The 25363-nt window shown below is 33.7% G+C and carries 27 protein-coding genes and 2 pseudogenes; 18 read left to right on the top strand and 11 right to left on the bottom strand.

The features are described 5' to 3' along the window. Positions 1-174: 174 nt before the first annotated feature. From ABH959_RS01710 to nhaC, 3 genes and pseudogenes are all read left to right on the top strand, one after another. A pseudogene (locus ABH959_RS01710) lies at positions 175-264 on the top strand (TIGR03943 family putative permease subunit); the annotation flags it as partial. A 112-nt stretch (positions 265-376) separates the two neighbouring features. Then, positions 377-1036 carry a class I SAM-dependent methyltransferase gene (locus tag ABH959_RS01715; protein WP_002168696.1) on the top strand — a complete coding sequence of 220 codons (660 nt, stop codon included), beginning with the start codon at positions 377-379 and terminating at the stop codon, positions 1034-1036. Between the two features lie 395 nt (positions 1037-1431). Further along, positions 1432-2835, top strand: a complete 1404-nt coding sequence (gene nhaC / locus ABH959_RS01720) for a Na+/H+ antiporter NhaC (protein ID WP_002086402.1) — start codon at positions 1432-1434, stop codon at positions 2833-2835. A gap of 40 nt (positions 2836-2875) precedes the next feature. Here nhaC and ABH959_RS01725 read toward each other — a convergent pair whose 3' ends face one another. Together ABH959_RS01725 and ABH959_RS01730 are read right to left on the bottom strand one after the other, a co-directional pair. Continuing rightward, on the bottom strand, positions 2876-3265 hold the full coding sequence (locus tag ABH959_RS01725) for a MerR family transcriptional regulator (protein ID WP_080019756.1): 390 nt from the start codon (positions 3263-3265) through the stop codon (positions 2876-2878). 7 nt (positions 3266-3272) lie between these two features. Beyond that, the gene (locus tag ABH959_RS01730) at positions 3273-3983 is read right to left on the bottom strand and encodes an SDR family NAD(P)-dependent oxidoreductase (protein WP_113938063.1); all 711 of its coding nucleotides are present in this window, start codon (positions 3981-3983) and stop codon (positions 3273-3275) included. Between the two features lie 190 nt (positions 3984-4173). Between ABH959_RS01730 and fumC the strand changes: the two genes are divergently transcribed. Further along, positions 4174-5562, top strand: a complete 1389-nt coding sequence (gene fumC, locus ABH959_RS01735) for a class II fumarate hydratase (RefSeq protein ID WP_002035171.1) — start codon at positions 4174-4176, stop codon at positions 5560-5562. A 206-nt stretch (positions 5563-5768) separates the two neighbouring features. Here fumC and ABH959_RS01740 read toward each other — a convergent pair whose 3' ends face one another. Continuing rightward, positions 5769-6389 carry a hypothetical protein gene (locus ABH959_RS01740; protein WP_404492206.1) on the bottom strand — a complete coding sequence of 207 codons (621 nt, stop codon included), beginning with the start codon at positions 6387-6389 and terminating at the stop codon, positions 5769-5771. A 124-nt stretch (positions 6390-6513) separates the two neighbouring features. Next, complete coding sequence (locus tag ABH959_RS01745) at positions 6514-6933, bottom strand: PH domain-containing protein (RefSeq protein WP_113938065.1); 420 nt, start codon at positions 6931-6933, stop codon at positions 6514-6516. 132 nt (positions 6934-7065) lie between these two features. Here ABH959_RS01745 and ABH959_RS01750 point away from each other — a divergent pair, with 132 nt between their 5' ends. Further along, positions 7066-7257: a hypothetical protein gene (locus tag ABH959_RS01750; protein ID WP_113938066.1), complete on the top strand. Its 192-nt coding sequence runs from the start codon at positions 7066-7068 to the stop codon at positions 7255-7257. Between the two features lie 37 nt (positions 7258-7294). Here the strand turns inward: ABH959_RS01750 and ABH959_RS01755 are convergent. Further along, a pseudogene (locus ABH959_RS01755) lies at positions 7295-8072 on the bottom strand (MBL fold metallo-hydrolase). A gap of 223 nt (positions 8073-8295) precedes the next feature. Here ABH959_RS01755 and ABH959_RS01760 point away from each other — a divergent pair. Both ABH959_RS01760 and ABH959_RS01765 read left to right on the top strand, forming a co-directional pair. Next, positions 8296-9060 (top strand): DUF2087 domain-containing protein, encoded by a 765-nt coding sequence (locus ABH959_RS01760; RefSeq protein ID WP_113938067.1) that lies wholly within the window; start codon positions 8296-8298, stop codon positions 9058-9060. 99 nt (positions 9061-9159) lie between these two features. Further along, positions 9160-10569, top strand: coding sequence for an MATE family efflux transporter (locus ABH959_RS01765; protein ID WP_002135482.1), 1410 nt, complete (start codon positions 9160-9162; stop codon positions 10567-10569). Positions 10570-10622: 53 nt separating this feature from the next. On the opposite strand, the gene ABH959_RS01770 is transcribed toward ABH959_RS01765, so the two are convergent. Then, on the bottom strand, positions 10623-11321 hold the full coding sequence (locus ABH959_RS01770; protein WP_002064712.1) for a peptidase E: 699 nt from the start codon (positions 11319-11321) through the stop codon (positions 10623-10625). Between the two features lie 525 nt (positions 11322-11846). Here ABH959_RS01770 and ABH959_RS01775 point away from each other — a divergent pair. From ABH959_RS01775 to ABH959_RS01800, 6 genes are all read left to right on the top strand, one after another. Further along, positions 11847-12245 carry a DUF3942 family protein gene (locus ABH959_RS01775; RefSeq protein WP_002012266.1) on the top strand — a complete coding sequence of 133 codons (399 nt, stop codon included), beginning with the start codon at positions 11847-11849 and terminating at the stop codon, positions 12243-12245. Between the two features lie 125 nt (positions 12246-12370). Further along, complete coding sequence (locus ABH959_RS01780; protein ID WP_002135483.1) at positions 12371-12787, top strand: BlaI/MecI/CopY family transcriptional regulator; 417 nt, start codon at positions 12371-12373, stop codon at positions 12785-12787. A gap of 1 nt (position 12788) precedes the next feature. After that, on the top strand, positions 12789-13601 hold the full coding sequence (locus tag ABH959_RS01785) for a M56 family metallopeptidase (protein ID WP_404492207.1): 813 nt from the start codon (positions 12789-12791) through the stop codon (positions 13599-13601). Positions 13602-13655: 54 nt separating this feature from the next. Then, the gene (ccdA, locus tag ABH959_RS01790; RefSeq protein WP_404492208.1) at positions 13656-14369 is read left to right on the top strand and encodes a cytochrome c-type biogenesis protein CcdA; all 714 of its coding nucleotides are present in this window, start codon (positions 13656-13658) and stop codon (positions 14367-14369) included. Positions 14370-14387: 18 nt separating this feature from the next. Further along, positions 14388-14942 carry a TlpA family protein disulfide reductase gene (locus tag ABH959_RS01795; protein WP_404492209.1) on the top strand — a complete coding sequence of 185 codons (555 nt, stop codon included), beginning with the start codon at positions 14388-14390 and terminating at the stop codon, positions 14940-14942. A gap of 14 nt (positions 14943-14956) precedes the next feature. Then, on the top strand, positions 14957-15640 hold the full coding sequence (locus tag ABH959_RS01800; RefSeq protein WP_002086390.1) for a prolipoprotein diacylglyceryl transferase family protein: 684 nt from the start codon (positions 14957-14959) through the stop codon (positions 15638-15640). Between the two features lie 48 nt (positions 15641-15688). Here ABH959_RS01800 and ABH959_RS01805 read toward each other — a convergent pair whose 3' ends face one another. Then, positions 15689-16234: a helix-turn-helix domain-containing protein gene (locus ABH959_RS01805; RefSeq protein ID WP_002012259.1), complete on the bottom strand. Its 546-nt coding sequence runs from the start codon at positions 16232-16234 to the stop codon at positions 15689-15691. Positions 16235-16383: 149 nt separating this feature from the next. Here ABH959_RS01805 and ABH959_RS01810 point away from each other — a divergent pair, with 149 nt between their 5' ends. Together ABH959_RS01810 and ABH959_RS01815 are read left to right on the top strand one after the other, a co-directional pair. Then, complete coding sequence (locus ABH959_RS01810; RefSeq protein ID WP_404492210.1) at positions 16384-17724, top strand: D-serine ammonia-lyase; 1341 nt, start codon at positions 16384-16386, stop codon at positions 17722-17724. Between the two features lie 157 nt (positions 17725-17881). Continuing rightward, the gene (locus ABH959_RS01815; RefSeq protein WP_002086386.1) at positions 17882-19129 is read left to right on the top strand and encodes a DUF445 domain-containing protein; all 1248 of its coding nucleotides are present in this window, start codon (positions 17882-17884) and stop codon (positions 19127-19129) included. Positions 19130-19159: 30 nt separating this feature from the next. Here the strand turns inward: ABH959_RS01815 and exsE are convergent, their stop codons facing one another. From exsE to ABH959_RS01835, 4 genes are read right to left on the bottom strand one after another with little or no spacing between them, the layout of a single operon-like run. Beyond that, entirely contained in the window at positions 19160-20116 is a 957-nt protein-coding gene (gene exsE, locus ABH959_RS01820) for an exosporium protein ExsE (protein ID WP_002141220.1), read from the bottom strand. Next, positions 20113-21183 carry a hypothetical protein gene (locus ABH959_RS01825; RefSeq protein ID WP_113938072.1) on the bottom strand — a complete coding sequence of 357 codons (1071 nt, stop codon included), beginning with the start codon at positions 21181-21183 and terminating at the stop codon, positions 20113-20115. The genes exsE and ABH959_RS01825 overlap by 4 nt, the downstream gene beginning before the upstream one ends. After that, positions 21176-21619 carry a hypothetical protein gene (locus ABH959_RS01830; protein WP_002086380.1) on the bottom strand — a complete coding sequence of 148 codons (444 nt, stop codon included), beginning with the start codon at positions 21617-21619 and terminating at the stop codon, positions 21176-21178. Before ABH959_RS01830 ends, ABH959_RS01825 begins: the two co-directional genes overlap by 8 nt. Continuing rightward, the gene (locus tag ABH959_RS01835) at positions 21616-22161 is read right to left on the bottom strand and encodes an RNA polymerase sigma factor (RefSeq protein ID WP_307897080.1); all 546 of its coding nucleotides are present in this window, start codon (positions 22159-22161) and stop codon (positions 21616-21618) included. The genes ABH959_RS01830 and ABH959_RS01835 overlap by 4 nt, the downstream gene beginning before the upstream one ends. Positions 22162-22380: 219 nt before the next feature. On the opposite strand from ABH959_RS01835, the gene ABH959_RS01840 reads away from it, so the two are divergent. The 3 genes from ABH959_RS01840 (at position 22381) to ABH959_RS01850 (ending at position 25350) form a co-directional block, all read left to right on the top strand. After that, positions 22381-23019 (top strand): response regulator transcription factor, encoded by a 639-nt coding sequence (locus tag ABH959_RS01840; RefSeq protein WP_002012250.1) that lies wholly within the window; start codon positions 22381-22383, stop codon positions 23017-23019. Positions 23020-23023: 4 nt separating this feature from the next. After that, positions 23024-24124, top strand: a complete 1101-nt coding sequence (locus ABH959_RS01845) for a sensor histidine kinase (protein ID WP_078203058.1) — start codon at positions 23024-23026, stop codon at positions 24122-24124. Positions 24125-24411: 287 nt separating this feature from the next. Beyond that, a complete protein-coding gene (locus ABH959_RS01850; protein WP_002148977.1) occupies positions 24412-25350 on the top strand; it encodes an ABC transporter ATP-binding protein in 939 nt (312 codons plus the stop codon). Positions 25351-25363: the final 13 nt, after the last annotated feature.

Raw genomic sequence — 25363 nt, forward strand, 5'->3', positions numbered from 1 at the left:
ATTTTTTGTTATGAAGTGTAAGTAAAAGCGGGAATAGGATCAACAAATGTATTCCAGTTTTGGTTCATTTCTTTTTCTGTTAATAGAACGATTCATATCGATGCCGATAAATACAAGTTCAGTTATTTGATCTCCATATCGTTCATCTAAGTTTTTCAATGCTTCTGGTTCTAAGGAATGCTATTTCCACTTGTGAAAATAAGTAAAGTAGAGAAGATTAAGAAGCCAGCAAATCCATATGTATATGATGCTTTACCCCAATAAGAATGGGTTAATTCTTCATCTTTTTATGAAATATAATCATAATTGCGACGCCAAAAAAATAAAGATAAGAGTAATTTGGTTTGTTAAAAATATGTGTATAAGGAGATACGCGATGAACTGGGTTACTCATAAACCATCGTTTGAATTTGAAAAATTTAGTCCTATTATTCGGTCACAATCTGCGTGGAGTGGGCATTTAGATTTCGCATATGATTTAGTAAGATTTGAAGAACCAGCAACTTTAGTTGAGTTAGGTACGCATTTAGGTGCTTCCTTTTTTAGTTTTTGCCAGGGGGTAAAAGATGGTGGGTTAGCCACAAAATGTTTTGCTGTAGATACTTGGGCTGGAGATGGGCATACAGGTCCATATGGAGAAGGGGTTTTTCAAATAGTAGAAAAAGTGGTGAGGGATAACTACCTGAATATAGGGAATTTAATTCGGTCTACTTTTGATGATGCTCTGGATGAGTTTCAAGATGAAACGATAAATCTTTTGCATATTGATGGCTATCATACGTATGAAGCTGTTTCTCATGATTATAAAACATGGTTACCTAAAGTTGCGAAAAACGGTATTGTATTATTTCATGATATTGAAGTTAAAAACGGTGATTTCGGTGTGTATAAGTTTTGGGATGAGGTCAAGGTGAAATACCCTCATTTTCAGTTTGGGCATTCATATGGACTTGGAGTTTTATTTCCGAAAGGTTGTAGCGATAAGTTTTCGGAAATACTTAAAAATAAAGAAGAGATACAAAATATGTATAAATAAAAGAGGGGCATGCATCGATTAAATGATGTGTGCTCTTTTTTTATGTGGAAATATATTATTACATATGAGGTGAAAGCGGTAGTAAAAAGTTTTGTTGAGGCAAATATTAAAAAGGTTATTATGAGTTAATAATTAGTGGGGATGGATAAAACCCTCATTGATTAAAGTTTTATTTCATTAGGTGTTTTTATCTAAATAAATAAAAATACAACATTTTTTATATTTTTCATTGCGAAAAGCGCAATCTACTTTTACAATAGAAAGGGTTGTGAATATATTATACTGAAAAAATAAATCGAAATAATATGAAAATTTTGTTTTGTCTTCGCTAATTGTATACTACATACACGTAAGACTACATACATCATGTTATCGACTTGTAAGGAGAGAAAAAAATGAAAAGTGTAAGATTACCATCGATGCTAGAAATTATTATTCTTTTATGCCTATTTCTTGCTGTCGTCTTTTCCTTCCAAACGATTTTTGATCTCCCAATTCAATTAGCGCTATTTATTTCATGGTTTTTAGTTATTGCGCTTGGATTAAGATTAGGATTTCGTTATCAAGAATTGCAAGATGCAATTACGAAAGGGATTTCTAATGGATTAGAAGCAATTCTTATTTTAGTTGCAGTTGGGGCTTTAATTGGAACGTGGATTGCTGGTGGGGTTGTACCTACATTAATTTATTATGGATTAGAATTCATTCACCCTAGCATATTCTTATTGGCAACTTTAATTATTTGTTCAATCACTTCTATCGCGACAGGAACATCATGGGGAACAGTTGGAACTGCAGGTATTGCTATGATGGCGATAGGTGAAGGGCTTGGATTACCACTTCCGCTTGTTGCGGGTGCAGTCCTTTCAGGAGCTTATTTCGGAGACAAATTATCACCACTTTCTGATAGTACAGTTCTTGCAGCTTCTATGGCGAAAGTAGATGTTATTGCTCACGTTCGAGCTATGCTCGTATTAGACGTTCCAGCTTATATTATTACCAGCATTATGTTTACTGTTGCTGGATGGATGTATGGCGGGGATAATGTAGATTTAAATAGAGTTGAGTTTTTAAAAGAATCTTTATTAAAGCACTTTGATATTAAAATATGGATGCTTGTTCCAGCGGTAATCGTTATTGTGCTATTGGCGATGAAGAAACCATCTATGCCAACAATTGCTATGGGAGCTTTAATTGGTGCAATTTGGGCAACACTTTTCCAAGGAATGCACTTTGGAGAGGCAATTGGAACAGCATATAACGGATTCTCAATTCAATCTGGTGTCGAGTTTGTCGATAAGTTATTAAACCGTGGTGGAATTAATGGTATGCTTGGTTCAGTAGCCGTTATTATTTTCGGCTTAGGTTTTGGTGGATTACTTGAAAAGTTAGGTGTTCTAAAGGTAATCGTATCGAAATTTGAGAAGAAATTAAATTCTGCAGGTAATGTAACATTGTCTACATTAATCGTTGCGTTTTTAGCTAACATATTTGGTTGTGCGATGTACGTATCACTTATTTTAACACCAAAAATTATGGAAGAAAGCTATGATAAATTAAAAATAGATCGCCGCGTATTAGCACGTAACTCAGAAGTAGGTGGAACTTTGACTTCTGGTATGGTTCCATGGTCTGATAATGGTATTTTTATGGCTGGTATTTTAGGTGTATCAACATTATCATACGTTCCATTTATGTGGCTAAGCTTCGTATCACTCATTTTAGCAGTTATTTATGGATATACAGGCAAGTTCATTTGGTATGTAGATGATGCGGATAAAGGAAAGCAAGCATCATAAAATAAAAAATCACCTTCTACAATATGTAGAAGGTGATTTTTTATTTTATAATAGGAGTTGAAGAAGTTATTTCGTCCTCATATTTAGCAATTTTTTGTTGTATCTTTTTTAAGTTTTTTTCAGTGTCTTGAATGAGCTGTAAGACATTGGTCTCCTGTTGTTTCATTAATTCCAACCGTTGAAGGATGGTAGATTCCCCCACCATAGACCAGTCGATAAATTTTTTTATTTTTTGAATTGGCATACTGGTGTTTTTTAAACATAAAATCATCTCTAAATATTTCAATGCTTCTTCATCAAAAACGCGATCTCCTTTTTCATTTCTTTTAAGAAAAGGGAACAGTCCTTGTTTATCGTAATAACGTATTTGAGAAATAGTTAAGTGGTGCATTTTGGCGACTTGCCCAATTGTATAATACATATCATTCATCCCTTTATTACCAAGGTATAATGCCGTCTTTATTTAGTATTTTACCATTATAGTTTGTTTCACTTAATGCATATTTAATAATAATTTTAGCACTTTCATTGGTCGTATGGCCACCTGGGGAATTTCCATTTAGGTCAGTAGTTGTAAAACCAGGGGTTACTCCGAAAATTGCTGGACCGTTAGTACCAAATTCTTTGCTAAATGCTAATGTTAAAGCATTAATAGCTGTTTTTGAAGAATTGTATCCTAATGTATTAATTGGGTGTGTTTCACCGCTAGCAAACATTGTTAGTGAGGCCATGTCAGTTGTTACATTTATAATTTTACTGTTGCTTGATTTCTTTAATAATGGTAAAAAGGCTTGCACCATTTGGAATGTTCCAAAAAAGTTAACTTCAAATCCTTGGCGTAAAGTTTCAATATTTAATTCACTAGGTAGCGTATGGAAGTCGAGTGCTATGCCTGCATTATTGATTAATAAATCTAAGTGGTCAGTCGTTTCATGGATTTTTTTGATTGCTTCTTGAATGGATTGAGCACTAGAAATGTCTACTTGAGTATAGGAAACGTTTGAAACATTTAAAGATTCTACGGCTTGTTGTCCAAGTTGTTTATTACGAGCACCTAAAAATACGTGATAGTCTTTTTCTGCTAATTGACGAACCAATTCATATCCGATCCCTTTATTCGCACCTGTTATGAAAGCATATTTTTTCATTTTGAATTCCTCCAGTGTCGTTATAGTAGGTTACAATGGAAAGGATACAGCCTAAACCTAAGTTTAGGTCAAGAGGAATTTATGAAAAAAATATTGAATATTTGTATATACGAGTGAGAATTCTTATCATTTGATTAAAAGTCTGTTAATATAAGAGATGTAGGTATTATATTTTCAAGGGGATGAAAAAATGGAGTACAGAATTGAAAGAGATACATTAGGAGAAATGAAAGTTCCAGCTGATAAATTATGGGCAGCACAAACACAACGTAGTAAAGAAAACTTCCCGATTGGAACAGAGCATATGCCGCTTGAAATTGTAAAAGCATTTGCGATTTTAAAGAAGAGTGCAGCGCTTAGTAATCAAAAATTAGGAAAGCTATCAGAAGAGAAGACGCAAGCAATTGTGGAAGCTGCTGATGAAGTTATCGCAGAAAAATGGAATGAACATTTTCCACTTGTCGTATGGCAAACCGGTAGTGGTACACAATCGAATATGAATGTAAATGAAGTAATTGCAAACCGCGGTAATCAAATTTTGAAAGAAAAGGGATCTGACGTACATATTCATCCGAATGATGACGTGAACATGTCTCAAAGTTCAAATGATACGTTCCCAACAGCACTTCATGTAGCGTGTGTAATTGCGGTAGAAAATCATGTATTGCCAGCTATTACGAAATTAAAAGAAACATTAGCAGAAAAAGTAACTGCATTTGAACATATTATTAAAATCGGTCGTACGCATTTACAAGATGCAACACCTTTAACGTTAGGACAAGAAATTAGCGGATGGCACCGTATGCTTGAAAAAACAGAGCGTATGATTGCAGATAGCAATACATATATGAAAGAATTAGCAATTGGTGGTACTGCGGTTGGAACTGGAATTAATGCGCACCCTAAATTTGGTGAGATGGTAGCAGAAGAAATTAGTCTGTTTACAGGTAAACAATTTGTTTCTGCACCAAATAAATTCCATGCGTTAACGAGCCATGATGAAGTTGTATTTGCACACGGAGCATTAAAAGCATTAGCTGCAGATTTAATGAAGATAGCTAACGATGTGCGCTGGCTTGCAAGTGGTCCACGAAGTGGTCTTGGAGAAATTATTATTCCTGCAAATGAACCAGGAAGCTCTATTATGCCAGGGAAAGTAAATCCAACGCAAAGCGAAGCGCTAACAATGGTTGTAGCACAAGTTATGGGGAATGACACAACAATCGGATTTGCTGCGAGCCAAGGTAATTTTGAGCTAAACGTATTCAAACCAGTTATTGCTTACAACTTCCTGCAATCTGCTCACTTATTAGCTGATGCAACCGTTTCGTTTAATGATAAATGTGCAGTTGGTATTGAAGCAGATGAAGAAGTAATTAATGAAAATGTAAATCGTTCATTAATGCTTGTAACAGCGCTAAACCCACATATCGGGTATGAAAATGCCGCGAAAATTGCGAAGCATGCCCATAAAGAAGGGTTAACTTTAAAAGAAGCAGCATTGCAATCTGGACTACTAACAGAAGAGCAATTTGATGAGATTGTAGATCCGAAAAAAATGATTGCTCCGAAAGAATAATAGAAAAAGCCAAGGTTCTTTGTTTAGAATCTTGGCTTTTTTTGATATTCATTTTTAATTCTTTGTGAGAAATTAACTGCACTCAAAGGGCAGTGATCCACTTTTTAGAAATAGTGTATGTTCGTATCGTTTGTAATAGAAAGATAGAGCTACCTTTATGGAATAAAAATAGGCTAACTTAGAATTGAGTTAGCCAGAGTAAGCAATTAATATTTAAACGCAGGTTCTGTTTGTAGATAATATCCATTTCTTACATGACCAGTCCAATTCGCAAAAAATTGTCTCCATGAAACACTACTAAAAAATGAATCTATAGATTGTGTGTCGGAATTCCAGTCTAAAATTAAGAATGGTGCATTTCCTATTTGCCAAATCCCTCTACTTACATCGGTTCCCGTTTCACGAATTAGTAGGAGGGGGAGTCCGTATTGGTACCCCATAGCTGGCTCGATTTGAGAAAAAGGAGTCCCTTCCCAAAATGGTGTGTCTGGTAAAAATGGACCCACATTTGTTTTCACGCCTTGTACAAAAAAACGCTGAAAATCTACAGCCACGAGGCCATAACTTGATAAAATCATTCTTCTTATGCTTGTTAAAGGTGATTCAGGATATTGATCGCTTCGTGGAATTGTGCGAGGAAAAAGAAGAGCTTGCTCCAGTTCAAAAATGAGTCTGTCTAAAAATTGCTGTTGTATTTGATTAAGTGTATTTACAGTACTTAAAAATACAGGAACTCGAAAAGCTTGATCCATAGCTACTTGAAGTTTTTGAGAGGTAAATACACCTTGCTCAATGTTTACAAAGGGTTTGCTATTTGTATTCTCCATTGCGGTTCCTCCTTTCATCATTATTAACAATGTATGTAAGAGAAAGGTAGGGGTATGGACATTATGATAAAAATAAGTAAATGTATTGAAGAGGCTTTAATATAACGTTACCTCACTATTAATATTAGTGGGGTGTTCGATTCATTACTTTCATATGTGGGCAGTTCTCTTTTAAGAGTGAAATGAATTTTTCTTCTTCTTGTGGTACGAAAGTTGTCACAGAGTCAAATAAATTATAATCAATTTCTAATTGCTGCCTAGTCCATTTTTCTGAACGGAGTGTTTTGCCAGAGTATTTAATGTGACGGATATTTTCAAATGGAATTTCAGTACGTAATATGAAACCGTGTTTTACAATAAGAGAAGATTCCGTTATGTTGTAGTGAGAGAAATAGAATGAAGAGAGATTCACGATATTTAACAGCATCATAAGAGTGAAAAAAATAGAATTTTCATTTTGGAAGAATAGCGAAATGAAAAAAATAATTATAAATAATGTAATGAAAATGACATGAAATGGATTTTTTTTCGCTTTAAACTTCAAGTTAGTCACCTCGTTATACGTGTTCATTAACTAAATTAAATCATAACATCGTAATAAAACGTGAGAATATGCAGAATTGCATATTCTTTCGGTTTATTATTCGTGTAAAATTTTTTGATAGGATAAATTTAAATGAAGTTTTTAGTAGTGGAGTGGCATAAAGTGACTAACAAGAATAGAAGTGTAGTGCTAGTCATAATTAGTTGTATGATGATTATGAGTGGCTGCTCAAATAGATTCGTTGAGGATGGAAAGCGAAAACATGTACTTGTACAAGCGAGTAAAGTTTTAGTGGAAATTGTTTATAAAATATATAAAAGGTAAAAAGGTGTTTCTATATGTGGAAACACCTTTTTTGTAGTTAAAATTGAATGCTGAAGTTTTGGAATGAGTGAATGCCGGTTCCATGTTGAACGAGGTTGTTATCACTTAAATATTGAATAGCGTATTTTACTTCTTTCAATATAGTAGGAGAAAGACCAAGTGTATGATGTGAACCGTAAATTTGTTTAATAGGAGAGAAGTTTGTAATTTTGTTTAGAGACTGAACTAAGTCTACAGGGTTTGTCGACGGATAAAATGCAAAAATCATGCCTTCATAAAGTAAATCTCCTGTAAATAAAAACGCAGTTTCATAATCGTATATGCAAATATGCCCTGGTGAGTGACCTGGAGTATGTATAATTTGAGCTTTCCTATTTCCGATATCAATAATATCTCCATCTTTTAGTAATTTTGTTGGTGTTTCTTGAAATGGTTTGAATGTTTCAGGTTGAAATGTTTTAGGGGTAGGTAAAGTAATATCACGAGCGATGTCTTTCCGGATTTGAGAGATAGGAAGCCCTTTTATACCGTTAATGAGCCAATCTTCTTCTAAAGCATGTACATAGAGTTTTTCATATTGTGCGTGACTACCGATATGATCCCAATGAACGTGTGTTGTGACAACGATAATTGGTAAGTTTGTCAGTTATACGCTTTATATTATCGATACCTAGTCCAGTATCAATAAGAAGTGCGGTAGTATCGCCTATAAGTAGAAAGGAATGTACTTTCTCCCAATGCCCATATTCACTAATCGCATATGTATTTCGAGCGATTTGTTTAACAGTAAACCAAGGGTCGTGCAGAATAGTCATGTTTTGTTTCACATCCTATAGTAATTCATTTATTAAATACATTCGCTTTTCGTTGTTTTAAGTTCTTTTTTAATTTATTTAATAGATTTTTTTGTGAAAGTTTATAAAATGGGTAAACGGAATGTTGAAATGTTTGTTTGTGTTATGCTAAGATGGTGAAGTGGTAATAAACGTTATTGTAATTTGTTTGTTTTTAAGTAAACCTTTTAAAGGAGTGTTTAGTATGAGTGATATTTCAGAGAAGTTTTGGGATGCGTCGATAGAGGAATTGAAGAAAGGGTATGTATTTGACAAGGAAGCAGAGGAGTACGTTTGTTTAGCTTGTGGAGAAACGTTTATTAAAGGGGTTATTTATCAAGAAAATCAAGTTTTGTATGAAGCAGAGAAGTTTGTACAGTTGCATATTCAAAATGAGCATACATCTATGTTTGAATATTTATTAAATCTTGATAAAAAGTTTACAGGCTTAACTGATTTGCAAAAGAAAATGGTTCAGTTTTTCCATATGGGACTTAACGATAAAGAGATTGTAAAAGAAATGGATGGCGGGAGCACATCGACGATTCGCAATCATCGATTTACATTGCGCGAGAAAATGAAGCAAGCGAAAGTATTTTTAGCGTTAATGGAATTGTCAGAAGAAAAATCAAAAGTTCAAACTAAATTTGTACCGATTCATAGAACAGCTACGATGGTGGATGATCGATACAATATTACAGAGGAAGAAAATGCTGAAGTTTTAACAGCGCATTTTACAGAAGGTTTGGATGGACCGCTTTCTAAATTTCCGAAAAAGCAAAAGCGTAAATTAATTATATTACGTCATTTAGTGAAGAAATTCGATAGTAATAAAAAGTATACTGAAAAAGAAGTAAATACAGTTTTAGAAAATATATATCCGGATTTTGTAACTTTGAGAAGATATTTAATCGAATATGGTTTTTTAGATAGAACAGCTGATGGAAGCCAATATTGGGTGAAGTTATAATAATACGGAAAAGAAAATGAATGGAAGCACATCGTTATAACAACTATACAAAGAGATAGAAGTTGAAAAACAGATTTTTAGTAAAAGGAGAAATGAAATTTGAAACCACCTACAGATAACAATAAAGAAGGTGTAGAGTCACAGAAGTCAGAAACAGAACATAAGCCGATATGGAAATCGATGTCCATGTTTTTAGTGCCGTTACTTTTAAGTAATGTATTACAATCAGTTGGACAGTTATTTGGAATGGTAGTAGTAGGAAGATGGCTTGGCGTAAATGATCTAGCAGCTATATCGGCATTTTTCCCGTTATTTTTCCTACTCGTTTCATTTGTAATTGGAATTGGTTCTGGTAGTTCAATTTTAATTGGTCAGGCATTTGGTGCTAAAAATGAGGAGCGCTTAAAAGCTATCGTTGGTACGACGCTTACGTTTACTTTTATTATCGGAGTCGTGTTGGCGATACTAGGTAGTATTTTTGCGATGGATATTATGCGCCTTATGGGAACGCCAGAAAACATTATTGAAATAAGTGTGCATTATGCAAGAATTTTATTTATATCTATGCCAGTATTATTTTTATATTTTGCATACACAACATTTATGAGAGGTACAGGAGATTCTAAAACGCCATTTTACTTTTTAATCGTAAGTACAGCGCTAAATATGATCTTATTACCAATTCTTATTTTTGGCTGGTTAGGAGCTCCGAAATTAGATGTTTACGGAGCAGCCTATGCTTCAGTTATATCTACAGTTATTACGTTTATTGTCATGCTAGTGTATTTAAAGAAGAAAAATCATCCACTACAATTAGACGGGACAGTAAGAAAATATCTTCGTATGGACTGGGAGTTATTAAAATTATTGTTACGCCTCGGTATTCCAGCAAGTATTAATATGATATTAGTTTCATTATCAGAGATCGCGGTAATCGCATTTGTAAATCGGTACGGTTCAGATGCAACAGCGGCGTATGGCGTTGTGAACCAAGTTGCAAGTTATGTACAAATGCCAGCGGTTAGCCTCGGTATTACAGTATCAATTTTTGCAGCGCAATCAATTGGTGCGAACCAATTTGATCGATTGCAGAAAGTTGTTAAGGCCGGAATTATTATGAATTATATCATTGGTGGTGTATTAATATCTCTTATTTACTTGTTCTCAAGAGATATTTTAGCACTATTTTTAACAAGTCAAAATACAATTGACATTGCTCATAGTCTAATCATGATTACATTATGGAGCTACTTAATTTTCGGTCATGCACAAATTATTAGTGCGACAATGCGAGCAAGTGGTACTGTACTATGGCCAACTGTAATCAGTGTTGTATCAATTTGGCTTGTTGAAGTACCTGTGGCGTATTATCTTTCTTATCATACGAGCCTTGGAATTGAAGGGATATGGATTGGGTATCCAGCTGCATTCATCGTCAGCTTAATATTACAGTATGCATATTATAAGCTTTCATGGCAGAAGAAACGAATTACACGATTAGTGAGTTAAAAGATGAAAATGTCCCTAAGTCATTATACTTAGGGACATTTTTTTATGAATGCTTATAAATAACTTTTTAAAGTTATGTCAAAATGTTGTCTAATGAGTTCTCCATTATTCATATAAAACTCCCAAGCTGTATCTGGCTCACCGATAATTTCAAATGAACCTTCTGTAATATATAAAGCGCAATTATCTTCTAATGCAATACCTTCTATATTACCTTGGTGAGTTTGTAAAAACGTATGGAAGGCATTCATTCTATTTAATTGATTGTAATGGGGGCAAAATCTTTTGTTAACAATACCCCAGCCACTACTTTCTATATAACCGGAACCTTCATAATCTGAACGAATGCTAGATGTGAACCAGCACATAGCACCGGCACTATATCCTGCAATAAGTGTTCCACGTTTTAAAGCAAATAGTAACTTTTCATCTAGTTTATGTTCTTTCCATTGTTCAAGCATGTGAACGTAATTTCCACCGCCAAGGTAAATTAAATCGGCAGAATGAATCATCTCATCTATTTCATATTTAGTAGGTGTTTCGGTTGAAATGCGTAAAATTTGAACCTCACAATGTAATTGCTTTTCAAATGTTTCTAAAAATAACTTTATATATCCTTCATCATCACGACTAGCTGTAGGAATGAATAATACTTTTGGGTATTGTTTATTCGTTAATTCTATAAGTCGTTCATTAATATGCAAGTGATTTGGATCTTGTAAATCACCGCCACCAATGACAGCTAATTTCATAGTAAAGCACCACCTAATAATATTTGTTATGTAAAAATTCGATAGTGGGGAGTTACATTCCTTCTGTGATTTAATGAATAAGGGGAAATAAAGTGAACAATATATTGAAATAGCATAAGGAGTCGATAGCTGTGGATAGTTTATCCCGCTATTTGCGGGCAGTAAACTCCCGCCTCAAAATTCAACTGGAGCAAAGCAGTTAGGTGGGAGCCCTGCTGCCCGTAAACGCCCGATTGGTGAAGGCTAATAATCAGTGGGGAATGAACAAAACCCCCACTGATTAAAGTTTCACTTTATTGATATATAATACTGGATAATATTGTTTCAAAGTATGGAAACAATATGTTTAAATGAATATAACGACGTACTAATGAATATTGAAAGAGTATTTATATTAAAAAGTACGGGGAATACCAGAAGTTTTACAAAAATGTTTTTTACTTTTTATAGGAACTTATTCTATAATATGGTAAAATTATATCGATATATTTATTAGCGTAAACTGAAAAGAGGGAGCGTGAAAGAGTGGATTTTCGATTTGAGTTCGCAGCGAAGGTGAAAGAATATTTAGACGATGAAAAAGATGAAAAAATAATAAAAGATGGACATAGAGATATAATTTATAAATATTTATATCCGTTAGAGAGTGAAATTGGAATTTTTAAAAATCCTAACTTTACTTTTTTTGCATCAGGAAGACGTTCACATATAGTATTAGAAAATATTGAATTTAAAACAGAAGTAAACGTAGAAAGTAATGTAATTGAAATTACAAAAATAGTGGATAATGTGGTGATTCCATTAGATACTATCGTAGCAAAAGATCGGGAATTATTTGCACTTGGGCGTAATGAGAAATTTAGTGTGCAAATATTAGAATATTATCTCTATGATACATTTGGAGAGAAGTTAGGTTTACAATGAATCGAACGTGGTACAGATAACTAATTAGTGGAGATTAGGATTCATTTAAGTATCAGTTAATATCATTTATGTTTGACCTTCTATATATTTTATACTACAATCTGTAGTGTGAAAGGGGCCATACGATGTTTACTCAAAACTACAAGTTAAATGAGCAAGGGTTAAATCACTTTTTCGGACCGCTTGAAGCGAAAATAATGGAAATTGTTTGGGCTACTGAGGGTATTACCATTAAAGATGTGCAGCAGAAATTAAGTGAAGAATCCCCGGTGAATTTTAATACTGTAATGACAGTTATGAACAGATTAGTAGAGAAAGCACATTTAGAAAAGCATATTGTGAAAAGAAGTGGTATGTATCGTACTACACAAACGAAGGAAGAATTTTTATCTAATCAAACGAAGAAAATGACACAGGAATTAATGGGTGAATTTGGAGATCTTGTTGTGAACCATATGATAGATGAGTTAGAACAAGCTGATCCATCTTTAATAAAAAAATTAGAAGAGAAATTAAGTCGGCTAAAAAAAGAGGACCGATAAAATGAAATGGAAAATGCGTAAAATCGTTTTGTTAGCAATGACTATTAGTGTGCTTTTTTTAAGCATGTTAGTATACTACGTTACATACCCATTTCTTTTTCAAAATAAAGCATTTTTCCTTTCTCAATTTTGTTTATTTGAATTACAAAAACATATGAGGGAACTATCAATACTTCGTATAATGATAGCCGGATTACTGTTATTTACTGTAATCATTATGAGTAAAAGAATTTGGAAACAATTTTTTTATAGTAAAAGATTGAAAAGAAATCTCGTGTCTATTACTAGAAAAGGAAAGCAAGTGTACGTATTATCAACGTTACAGATTACGGCATTTACAATTGGATTATTTCGACCGAAAATTGTCATTTCAGAAGGAATGTTTCAGGCATTTTCTGAGGAAGAAATTGATGCGATTGTATTACATGAGGAATATCATCAAAAAAATCGAGATCCATTAAAGTTATTTTTCTTTACATTGTTAGCTGAGGGAATGATGTATATTCCTATATTAAAAGGGATGTTGCAGCGTTATCATGTATATCAAGAGCTATCAGCAGATAAATATGCGATGCAAAAAATGAAATCTTCATTTGAGCTAGGTAGTGCATTATTAAAGTTAATTAAAATAAAGACGATGGAAAATCAATGTATTACAGCGTCGTTTGCGAAAACCGCAATTAATTTACGAATTGAGCAAGTGTTGAATGAGAAAGTTGTTAAGCTGAATATGCCATTACATACAAATTCAGTATATGTAACGTTAGGGCTATTTTGTATGTCGATTGTACTTATTGTCGGAGAGTGCATATAGCCTCTTTTTTTAATAATTAACACTACGCATTGTAGTGTGTTTAGGAGGGATAAAATGAATGCGGTGGATTTAACAATTTGGCTAGTAGTAGGGGCTGGGATACTTTCATTTATATCACCATGTTCTTTACCGCTATATCCATCTTATTTATCGTATATTACAGGTGTCTCTATTCAAGATTTAAAAGAAAATCGTGGGATTATGCAAAAGTCAGCGATTATACATACAGTATTTTTTATGATCGGTTTCTCGGTTATATTTTATGCGTTAGGTTTATCGGTGAGTTGGATTGGGATTACTTTTTCATCTAATCAAAGATTGATTCAGCAAATTGGTGGGATTTTTATTGTTTTGATGGGGTTATTTATGACTGGATTGTTTCAGCCTAAGTGGCTTATGGCAGAGAAAAAAGTGCAGTATAGAAGTAAATCGACAGGATATATTCGCTCAGTTTTGGTCGGCATGACATATGCAGCAGGATGGACACCGTGTGTTGGTCCGATATTTTCTGCAGTGCTTATGCTCGGGGCGACCAATCCTGAAAGTGCGCTTCTTTATATTACGGCATATACTCTTGGCTTTGCAGTTCCGTTTTTCGTGATGGCATTTTTTATTGGAAAGGTAAAATGGATTGTTACTTATGCCAATGTCATGATGAAAATCGGCGGTGGAATGATGATTTTAACAGGGGTTTTATTATATACAAATCAAATGACGAAAATTACAGCGTTCTTTATTCGTCTATTCGGCGGATTTACGGGATTTTAGAAATGAGGAGGAAGAAAAGTGAAGAAACTAATTGCTATTATACTAGCTGGGGCACTAATTTGGGCAGGAGTTAACTTTTATAATACTAAGAAAGAAGAAAAAGAAAGAAAAGCGAAACAAGCGGAGTTACAAGAGAAGGAAGTATTACCACAAGTGGGATTTAAAGCGCCGAACATAACATTAAAAGGATTAGATGGGAAGCTTTATTCGTTAAATGATGCAAAGGGAAAACCATATGTTATTAATTTTTGGGCATCATGGTGTGGTCCATGTGAAATGGAGGCTCCTGATCTAGTTCATTTGTATGATAAATATAAGGAGGATGTTGAAATCTTTGCGGTAAATGCAACAATCGGGGATCCAGTACAAGAAGCGAGCGCATTTGCAGATCGTCACGGATTTAAATTTCCTGTTCTATTAGATATGGACGGAGTAGCTGGAATAGATTATAAAGTATTTTCTTTACCAACGACATTTTTTGTTAATAAAGATGGAATTATTGTAGATCATGCACGAGGTGTATTACCTCCAGATCAATTAGAAGAGAAGTTTAAGAAAATAATTGAGAATTAAGAGGGGATTTCATAGTGATGGAGTGGATGGTGAGGTTACAACCTGTTTCTCTTATAATAGGAAGTTTATTTGGATTTACTCTAATGAAACTAAGGATGAAAAAGCAAAATATTCAATATGAAAAAATGATGGATGCAGTAACGAATGGCTTTCTTATCATTGTATTAGTATGGAAATTCGCACCGGCAATTTTAAATCCGGTATGGGCCATTGGGGCGCCAATGCCAGCATTATTAGCTGTAGGAAGTATTCAGCATATTATAGTAGGGTGCGTAATTGCGAGTATATATATTGTTTGGAAAAGTAAAAAAGAGCAATTTTCTCTTCGGATTTTACTTGATACATTACCTTTTGGATTTTGCGTGAGTATAATCTTTTATTTTATATTCCATCAAGAAGTAGGTGCACAAACGACACTGCCGTGGGGGATGAAAATATATGAATCAAAATTTTTGTATCATCCTATTTTCATGTATGAGATTATACTCGCACTCGGTATAATTGGCTCGTTATGGATTAAAAATGAAAGATTAGGAAATGGAAAGAATATAAGCTTTTTTCTAATTTGCGAGGGAATTGCTCATATCATTATTTCACTTATTAGTGAACAAAATTCAGTTCTATTTGGTCTTTCAATACAGCAAATACTCAGTTTTTTTGTTATTAGTTTAGGGATTTTGTTAGTACCAAAAAAATAAAAATAGCCATGCACGGAGAGCATGGCTATTTTTGTATCATCATATGAATTAAAAAATCGGCGGAGTAACAGAAAATAAAACAATCGCATTTTTCTCGAATTGATTTACCCATTTATGTTTTAAATAAGCTGGTATTTTTACGCTATCACCAGTTTCTAATGTGTATTCTTCTTCATTTAAGTGCAATGTGATTTTTCCGTCTAATACAAATGCTAATTCTTCACCTTTATGTTCTAGAACATTTTCTGATGAAGCAGTATTTGGTGGGATAGTCATAATTGCTGTTGCTAAATTTCCTGTGAAATCAGGTGATAACAATTCATATGATAAATTATCGATAATCATTTTTTTTCTTTTATGAGAACGTACAATTAAATCGTCTGTATTATTTTCTTCAAGTAAAAAACTAAATGTTGGAACATCAAGAGCTTTTGCAAGTACCTTTAATGTTTGAATAGAAGGGTTAGCAGAACCACGTTCAATTTGACTAAGCATTGATGGTGTGATTTCGGCCATCTTTGCTAATTCTTTACTAGTTAATCCTTTTTCTTTTCTTTGTTTTTCAATCTTTTTACCAATATCTATATTTTCCATAATAAATGCTCCTTAATAATTATTAAATTATATTTAAATAAATTAAATTAAAATTAACTAAAATGAATTATTTATGTTAAACTATATTAAAATTAATTTAATTATAATTTATTATATGGCTAGCTACAAGGATATGAGGAGGAAGAGGAATGAAGGAGATAGAGGCATTAAAAGAGCAATATCCACTAGTAAATAACTTAATCGCAACAGAAGAAGTATTTTGGATAAACCCGAATATGGAAAAGTATGAAACAGCAATAAAAAATTCGCCACTTAATGAAGAACATGTAAAAGACGCGGAAGAGAGATTAAAGCGTTTTGCACCATATATTGCGAAAGTATTTCCTGAAACGAAGGAAACAGGCGGTATTATAGAATCACCTTTAGTGAAAATACCTTCTATGAAACAATCTTTAGAGAAAAGTTATGGGCAACCTATTTTAGGGGAATTACTATTAAAATGTGATAGCGGGCTTCCGATATCAGGATCAATAAAAGCTAGAGGCGGAATATACGAAGTGCTGAAACATGCAGAGCGACTGGCACTTCAGCATGGAATGTTAACAGAGAAAGATGATTATTCAATTTTAGATAATGATAGATTTAGAGGTTTTTTTGCGAAGTATTCAATTGCAGTAGGTTCTACTGGCAATTTAGGGCTTAGCATCGGTATTATGAGTGCGAAATTAGGTTTTAATGTGACTGTTCATATGTCGGCAGACGCAAAAGAATGGAAAAAAGATTTATTAAGAAGTAAAGGTGTAAACGTTATTGAATATGAAGCTGATTATAGTAAAGCAGTAGAAGAAGGAAGACTGCAAGCAGATGCAGATCCTAGCTGTTATTTTGTTGATGATGAAAACTCACATGATTTATTTTTAGGATACGCAGTAGCGGCGTCACGTTTACAAAAACAATTAGAAGAGTTAGAGATTGTAGTAGATGAAGAACACCCTTTATTCGTTTATCTTCCGTGCGGGGTAGGTGGTGGACCCGGCGGAGTAGCATTCGGCTTAAAGTTATTGTACAAAGACAATGTGCATTGTTTCTTTGCTGAGCCTACGCACTCTCCATGTATGTTACTCGGTTTAATGACAGGGCTTCACGATAAAATTTCCGTTCAAGATATCGGAATTGATAATGTAACCGATGCGGATGGACTTGCGGTAGGAAGACCATCTGGATTTGTCGGTAAAACGATGGAACCATTTTTGAGTGGAAATTACACAGTAAGTGATGAAGAGTTATATAGATTATTAAAAGAACTGGCTGATACTGAAAATATTTATTTAGAGCCTTCTGCATTAGCGGGTATGATAGGGCCGTTGAATGTATGTAAAGCTGAAAATGAGTATTTACAAAAACAACATTTAACAGAGAAGGTGAAGAAAGGTACTCATATTGTGTGGGGAACTGGTGGGAGTATGGTTCCGGAAGACGTGATGAGTGGTTATTATAAAAAAGGTTCGGAATTAACGAAAGCAGAGTAAGGAAGAATGAGGCGATTTAAAGCCTCATTTTTTCATGTACATAAAAATCTTTGTTATTTTCACATTAGTTCTTTATAGTATAGTTATAAAGGATTATTCATATCGATTAAATATAACAAAACAGCTTTATTTTACATAATAAGAGGATGTGTATACGATGTCATTACAGACTAAATATATAGCGGGTATTTCGCTTGGGGTTATGGGCGTAGGTTTTGCGGCTTCAATCCCTTTTCAAGGAACGGTAGCTGGGGAGATTATACAAGGGGGATTTGAAGCTGGGTTAGTTGGTGGACTTGCGGATTGGTTTGCGGTTACAGCTTTATTCCGTCATCCGTTGGGAATTCCAATTCCACATACAGCATTATTACCAAAAAATCGTAAGCGGGTAACAAAGGGACTCGTTTCTACGTTAGAAAATGAATGGCTGACGAAAGAAAGTATTACAAGTAAAGTAAAAGAAATGCAGCTAGCACAAATGGTACTGCAAATTGCTGAGAAAGAGTTACAGTCTGACGCTGTGAAAAAAGGAATTGTAACAATTGCTGAGAAAGCGATTCTTCAAATAGATACGGAAAAATTAGCAGTTATTATTGAAAAAGAATTAAAAACGTATTTGCATACAATTAATACAAGTAACATATTACAAGTTCTCGTGGATCAATTAGTAGTGCAAGAATATGATGAAAAAACACTTGATTACATATTAGTAAAAGTGAAAGATTGGACAGCTCAAGATGAAGCACGTTATCAGCTCGGAAGCTTAGGCATGAAGGCGATGGAAAACATAAAAGTAGATGGATTCCTACAGTTTACTTTGAAATCGTTTATGAATATTGTTGATGAGGATAAAATCGGCGGCATTTTGCAGAAGTTTATCATTAGCAATATTAACAGCTTACAAGATGCAGATAATAGCACAAGGCAACTTATATTAGCGAAAATTCGTCAAGAGATTATAAATGTAAAAGAAAATGAATCTTTATTACAGGAATTAGAGAAGTGGAAAGAAAAATGGATTGCAAATTGGGATGCTACTGACAAAATAAAAGAGATGCTAGAGCAAGTACAGAGTAGGGCAGTTACTTTTGTGAAGAATGAAGAATTTGCTGATAAATATGTTGTTCCATTCTTACAAACACAAATGAATAAAATAAAAGAAGACGAATTGACTGTTCAAAAAATAGAAGATTGGTTACAAAAACAAGTTGTTACTATTGTTGAAAAGAATCATTCGAAAATTGGAAAGCTTGTGCAAGAAAACCTTGATAAGTTAGATGATAAAACATTAATCGAAATGATTGAAAATAATGTCGGTAAAGATTTGCAGTGGATTCGTGTGAACGGGGCTGTTTGTGGTTTTATGATTGGATTAATTTTAGAAGGAATAAAAGCGATTATATGAGAAAAACCTTCCACAATTGTGGAAGGTTTCTTATTTTTCGATAACGCTCATATTTAAATTATAAGCTTTCTCAATATTTAATTTGTACGTTCCATTTCCTGTTTTTATCGAGTTTTTATACCAATGTTCTTGCCCATTTAATTCTGGATTTTCTTCTGAAGAATTATTTTCTTTTTTCGCTAAATCTTCTACTTGTTCCCAAGGTGTGTTTCCGTGAGTTTCTTTTTGATTTGTTACGGCTGTTAAAGAAACATCACTTTCTTTAGTTAAATGAACAGATACGTTTGAACTGTTTTGTACAAACCAATTATTTTGTAATTGACCTGGATAAAGAGATAGTTCGTTATTCGAAGCGCGGATCTCTACATTTTTATTTTGCGGAAGAACGAGTGTTTGTTTCACCTGTGGTGCGAAGTTAAAAAACGTATGCTGAACCGGTAATGGTTTTAACGTTATATACATCGTTTCTCCAGCCGTTTGAACTGAAAGGAAATCATCTCTTTTTAAATTAGGTTTTTCATTTGTTTTTGTCGTCATTTCATATGTTCCAAAAAGATGAATTTGATTTGTATTATCACCCTCTATCGTTAGAGGGTGATGCCCCGCATCCACTACGATTTTTTTGATAGATTCAGGTATATCAAGTTGTCCGTCTGGAATATTACTCGTTTGTCTAGTTGTGTTAATAGAATGACGAACTTCTTCTAGCAATCCAGTTGATAATAAGCAGTAAAAAGCAATTCCAACACTTCCTAAAACTCCGATAAAGAAAATACTAAAAATATCATATTTAATAAATGAATGTTCCTTCTTAGAAAATAGAAGGTATAATAAAATTTCAGCGCCAAGTATGATAAGTAAAACAGGCCACCAGGCTGTTAATGTATCTAATGCTTGAACTCCTTTTACGACTGAAAATAGTAAAAAGCAACCTAATGTAATAATGGAGAGCCCCATTGAGAATGTTCCAACGCGCCATGTTCTCATTCGTTTGTACCACCTTTGTTTTCTTTATTTCCAAGTAACAATTTAAAGCCGCCACCAATTAAAAGGAGAGCAACGATAGATGTTTGGAAATAGCGATAATATAGTTCGCTAAGATGAATATTAAATATAGTTGCAAAATAGTCATTCAAAATAGGAAGGACTGTTTGATCTAATAAATAATAACCACCGAGTGTAATTAACCCAATACCGATCCATCTTTGATGATTGATAAAATAGTCAATGATAGGTTCGTCATTTACACGTTCTTTTCCGTATTTTGCAGTTTGCTGTAACGCATCAAAAAAGCTATAGAACCAAATGATTGGTACTAAAAATAAAAACGCAGAAAGTCTTAATAAGTCGAGCAAATAAATAGATAGTAAAAAGGCTGCCATAAGCTGAAGGCCACGGCGCTGTAAGCCTAAATACATATGTCCTGCTCCAGGAAACATTGCTAAAATGGAAGCGAATGTTTTATTTTTCTTTCCTTGTTCTCGGTGCTCTTCAAATTCTTCAAAAATAGTACGATCCACTAATTGCTCGCCGCGTTCTTTTTTCTGTAGTTGTTGAACAACATCGAAGAAATTATAAATCCATAAAACAGGTAATGTAATAAGAAAGATAAGGAAACTTCCTTGAGATGTTAAGAGTGCAACGAATATAATCATACTTCCGATTCCTGTGCAAGCGACTAAAAATGTAAGTCCGCGTTGCATAAGTCCTAATTGAAAATGACCAAGCCCAGGAATGATTGATAGAAGAATGATATAAAATCGTTCGCTTTCTTTAGAGGACTCTATAAATTCTCCGGCTGCTTGTTTTTTCGATTGATTAATAATAGTGATAACTAAGTCTAATAAATTGATCGCCCATAACACGACTAGTAAAAATAGAGAAAGAAAAGCAATATCACGCGCTCCTAATGCTATTGTACAAAATGCTGCAAGGATAAATAGAAATAAAGCCCCGCCGCTATATAAAATAAATCGTCCAAATTTCTTTAAATATAAATGTCCAAGCCCAGGAATTAGCCCTAACACAAGTGCTAAAAAGGGATTTTTATTCATGCTTTGAACCTCCGTCCTTTTTTGATGTGTCTACCGATTTGTTTACAATTTGTTGTGAGATAGAAGACTCGTTATGTTTTGAAGATTTCTCGAAATTTGATGTCGCTGTGAAAATATACTGGAATAAACCACTTACCATAAAAATAATTGTAGCCGCAGTCGCAATTATGTAGTGAATAATTGTGCGCTTTAGTGAGTTTGTTTTTATATTTTCATTAGATTGTAGTGTTTCAAAATTAATTTGCGTCATAACTTCGTTCGTAAATGAATCATCATTTATCATTGGAAGGTTTTCATGTTGTTCATCAATACTTTCCATATAAAGTGCTAAACAATGATCACATTCATAAAGATGTTCTTCCATAGATTCACGTTCATTGTTTGATATAACATCTAATGTATAATTGCGCCAATCTTCTTTTGAATAATGCATCATAGAAACTCTTCCTCCTTCCAATGTTTTTTAATCCATTTTCTTGCCCGATACAGTTTCATTTCGACTGTTTTCACTTCAATATTTTCTTGCAAAGCAATTTCTTGATAACTTTTTTCTTCTAAGTAATGTGCGAGAACGACGTCACGGTAATTGTCGGGAAGTTCTCGCAGTTTTTGAGCAATGAGTAATTTTTGCTCTTTCGTCAATAATAATGCCTCGATATTATGAGAGGATTTTATATTTTCCGCAGTTTCTTTACATAAGGAGAGTTCTTCGTTTTCTCTAGCTTTTTTTCTCTTATAATCAATAGCGTGATTGGTGGCAATACGTGCCATCCACGTTTTTAATCCGCGAAATTGATAATTTGGGAGAGAGGCGTGAATTTTTACGAATACTTCTTGTGTAACATCTTTAGCATCTTCTTCATGTCTTAAAATGGAAAAGATAACTTGAAAAATATAATGACGATATGTTTGTACAAGGATACGAAAAGCATGTTCGCTTCCTTGCTGTGCTTTTGCAACTAATTGTTTTTCCTCAATCGGTCTCTCCCTCCTTTTTGACGCATTCTATTATATAGACGTAAGAAATGATAAGTCACCCTACACATGTTATAAAAAAAGAATAATATATTTTTAGCAGGAGGGCTATATGAAAAAGGTGTGAAAAAATGGTAAAGAGAAGTATATAATGAGCAAAGAGGAAATGCTACATGGAGAAAGGATGTGAATGTTAGTAGGATAAGGTCCATACTAACAAACATGAAAATTAAAATATTAATAGCGGACGATAATTCTTTTATTAGAGAAGGTATGAAAATTATTTTAAATACATATGAAGAGTTTGAAGTATTAGATACTGTAAATGATGGAAAAGAAGCTGTAGCGTATTGTAAAAAGTATGAAGTTGATATTGCGCTTTTAGATGTTCGTATGCCAAACATGAACGGGGTAGAGGCGACGAAGTTAATTTGTGAAGAGACAAAAACGAAGCCTCTCATTTTAACGACATTTGATGATGATGAATATATTTTGGACGCAGTAAAAAACGGAGCGAAAGGTTATTTATTAAAAAATAATGATCCGGAGCGTATTCGTGATGCGATAAAAGGAGTTTATAACGGTCAAACTGTTATGCAAGATGTAGTGCTTGATAAAATTAAGTCTAATTTAATGGAAAGTAAAGAGGAAGAATCTAAAATTGATAAGAGCCTTTTCACAGAAAGAGAGCTTAGTATTATCGCATTAATTGCGAAAGGTTTCTCAAATAAAGAAATTTCGAAGCAACTTTTCATATCTGAAGGAACGATTGCAAATTATATTACATCAGTTTTAGGGAAAACCGGACTAGAACATCGCACGCAAATTGCGATTTATTACTTAACAGGGAAAGTAGATTAATGTTATGGAATTTTGGTTAACTGTAAGTAAACTTATTGTCTTTTTATATATAGTGTTTAGCTACATTCATTTAAATGTTACGAACTTACCGTGGATTATACTTACTTTGCTTTTATATCTTTCTGTCAATGTGTTGATCTCTATATTTAAAAAAGATACGTACAAAAACATATTAACTTGTGTGTCAATTGGCGTAGTTATGTTATTTACATGGAAGGTTCATCCGTTTTTTATTTTATTTTTACCTTTGAACTTATATGAAATTGCAAATTATTACATAAAAAAGAAATGGTTAATCTTTTTCATTATGATTCTTCCTATTATTTTTATAGGTGAAGGTATTCAAATGACGTATGGACTTATTAGTGCATTTTGTTTTTTTTCCTTAACGATAGCTCACCGCTATATAGCACGATTATTAAAACTAGAAATGCAAAATGATAAAATGAGAAAAGACATACAAAGACTTACGAAAAGCTTAAATGAAAATAAAGATTACATAAGGCAATCTGAATACACATTTAAATTAGAGGAAAGAAATCGACTATCTCAAGAAATTCATGATAAAATCGGTCACTCAATGACAGGTGCACTAATTCAAATGGAAGCAGCAAAGAGATTAATGGAAATAGATAAAGAAAAATCTGCGGAATTATTACAAAATGCCATTCATATTTCAAAAGATGGAATTGAAAGCATTCGGATTACATTAAAAAATATGAAGCCACCAACAGAGCAAATTGGTATTCATCGTATGAAATTATTCATAGAGGAATTTGCTGGTAAGCATGATATAAATATTCCATTCGTATATAAAGGGAACTTAGATATGATTTCACCAATTCAGTGGAAGATTATTGGTGAAAATGTTATGGAGGCACTAACAAACGCGATGAAATATGCTGATGCGACAGTCATTTCAATAGATATTCATGTACTGAACAAGATGGTGAAAGTACAAGTGAAGGATAATGGTAAAGGTGCAGCTCTTGTTAAGAAGGGCCTCGGTATTATGGGGATGGAGGAGCGAACAGCATCAGTAAACGGAAAAATTATTGTAGATGGAACAAGTGGTTTTTCAGTAACAATGTTATTGCCGATATAAGAGGATGAGACGAGGATGAATCATCTCATATGAAAAAAGTGAATCATCTCATGTGAAAAGAGTGAACTTCTGCACTGAGCAGGTTCATTCTTTTTGTTTATAATAAAGTGAAACTTCAATCAGTGGGGGGTGTTTTTCCCCGCTGATTGTTAGTTGAACCAATCGGGCATTTTTACGGTCAGTAAGACTCCCACCTAACTTCATTGCACCAGCTGAATTTTGAGGTGGGAGTCTTACTGACCGTTGATGCGGGATAAAAGCAGAGAAACCGAAATAGGGGTGAAATGATGAACACATTGGAAATTAAAAATTTAACGAAAAAATTTGGTGATTTCATCGCGGTAGATAATATGTCTTTATCTATTAAAGAAGGAGAAATATTTGGCTTTTTAGGTTCGAATGGTGCTGGTAAGAGTACAACGATTAATATGATTGCTGGTTTGTTAAGAAGTAATGAAGGTGAAATTAGTATACTAGGAAAAAATATAAAGAAACATAATCGATTTGCGAAAATGAATATTGGTATCGTTCCGCAAGATATTGCGATTTATGAAGAGTTAACTGCCTATGAAAATGTGAAATTCTTTGCTGGATTGTATGGATTACGAGGAGCCGAGCTAAAAGCGAGAGTAGAGGAAGCACTTCAATTTGTAGGCCTTAGTGATAAACATAAAAGTTATCCGAAAAACTTTTCTGGCGGGATGAAACGAAGACTGAATATCGCTTGTGCAATCGCTCATAGACCGAAGTTAATTATTATGGATGAACCGACAGTTGGAATTGATCCGCAGTCAAGAAACTACATTCTCCAGTCTGTCCGAAAATTAAATGAAATGGGAAGTACGATTATTTATACGAGTCACTACATGGAAGAAGTAGAAGAGATTTGTACGAAAATAGCAATTGTCGATCACGGTAAAGTAATTGCAGAAGGAACGAAAGAACAGTTAAAAGCGATTATTACCGATACGAAAGACATTTGGATTGAAGTGAAGTCAGTAGAAAATCTAGACGTTGAAAAATTAAAAGAGATAAACGGTGTGAAAGCTGTTCAAATTGAAGAGAACGTAATCAAAGTAAATTCTGATGCAGGATTAAATAATTTAAATAAAATTATTCAACACTTTATTAATCATGACATTGAAATTCGTTCGTTAGAGGAGCAGGCTCCGAACTTAGAAACTGTATTCCTTACGTTGACCGGAAGAAACTTACGAGATAAATAAAAGGTAAATGAAG

It is taken from the genome of Bacillus sp. RC51, from assembly GCF_044908115.1.
GTDB classification, from domain to species: domain Bacteria; phylum Bacillota; class Bacilli; order Bacillales; family Bacillaceae_G; genus Bacillus_A; species Bacillus_A mycoides.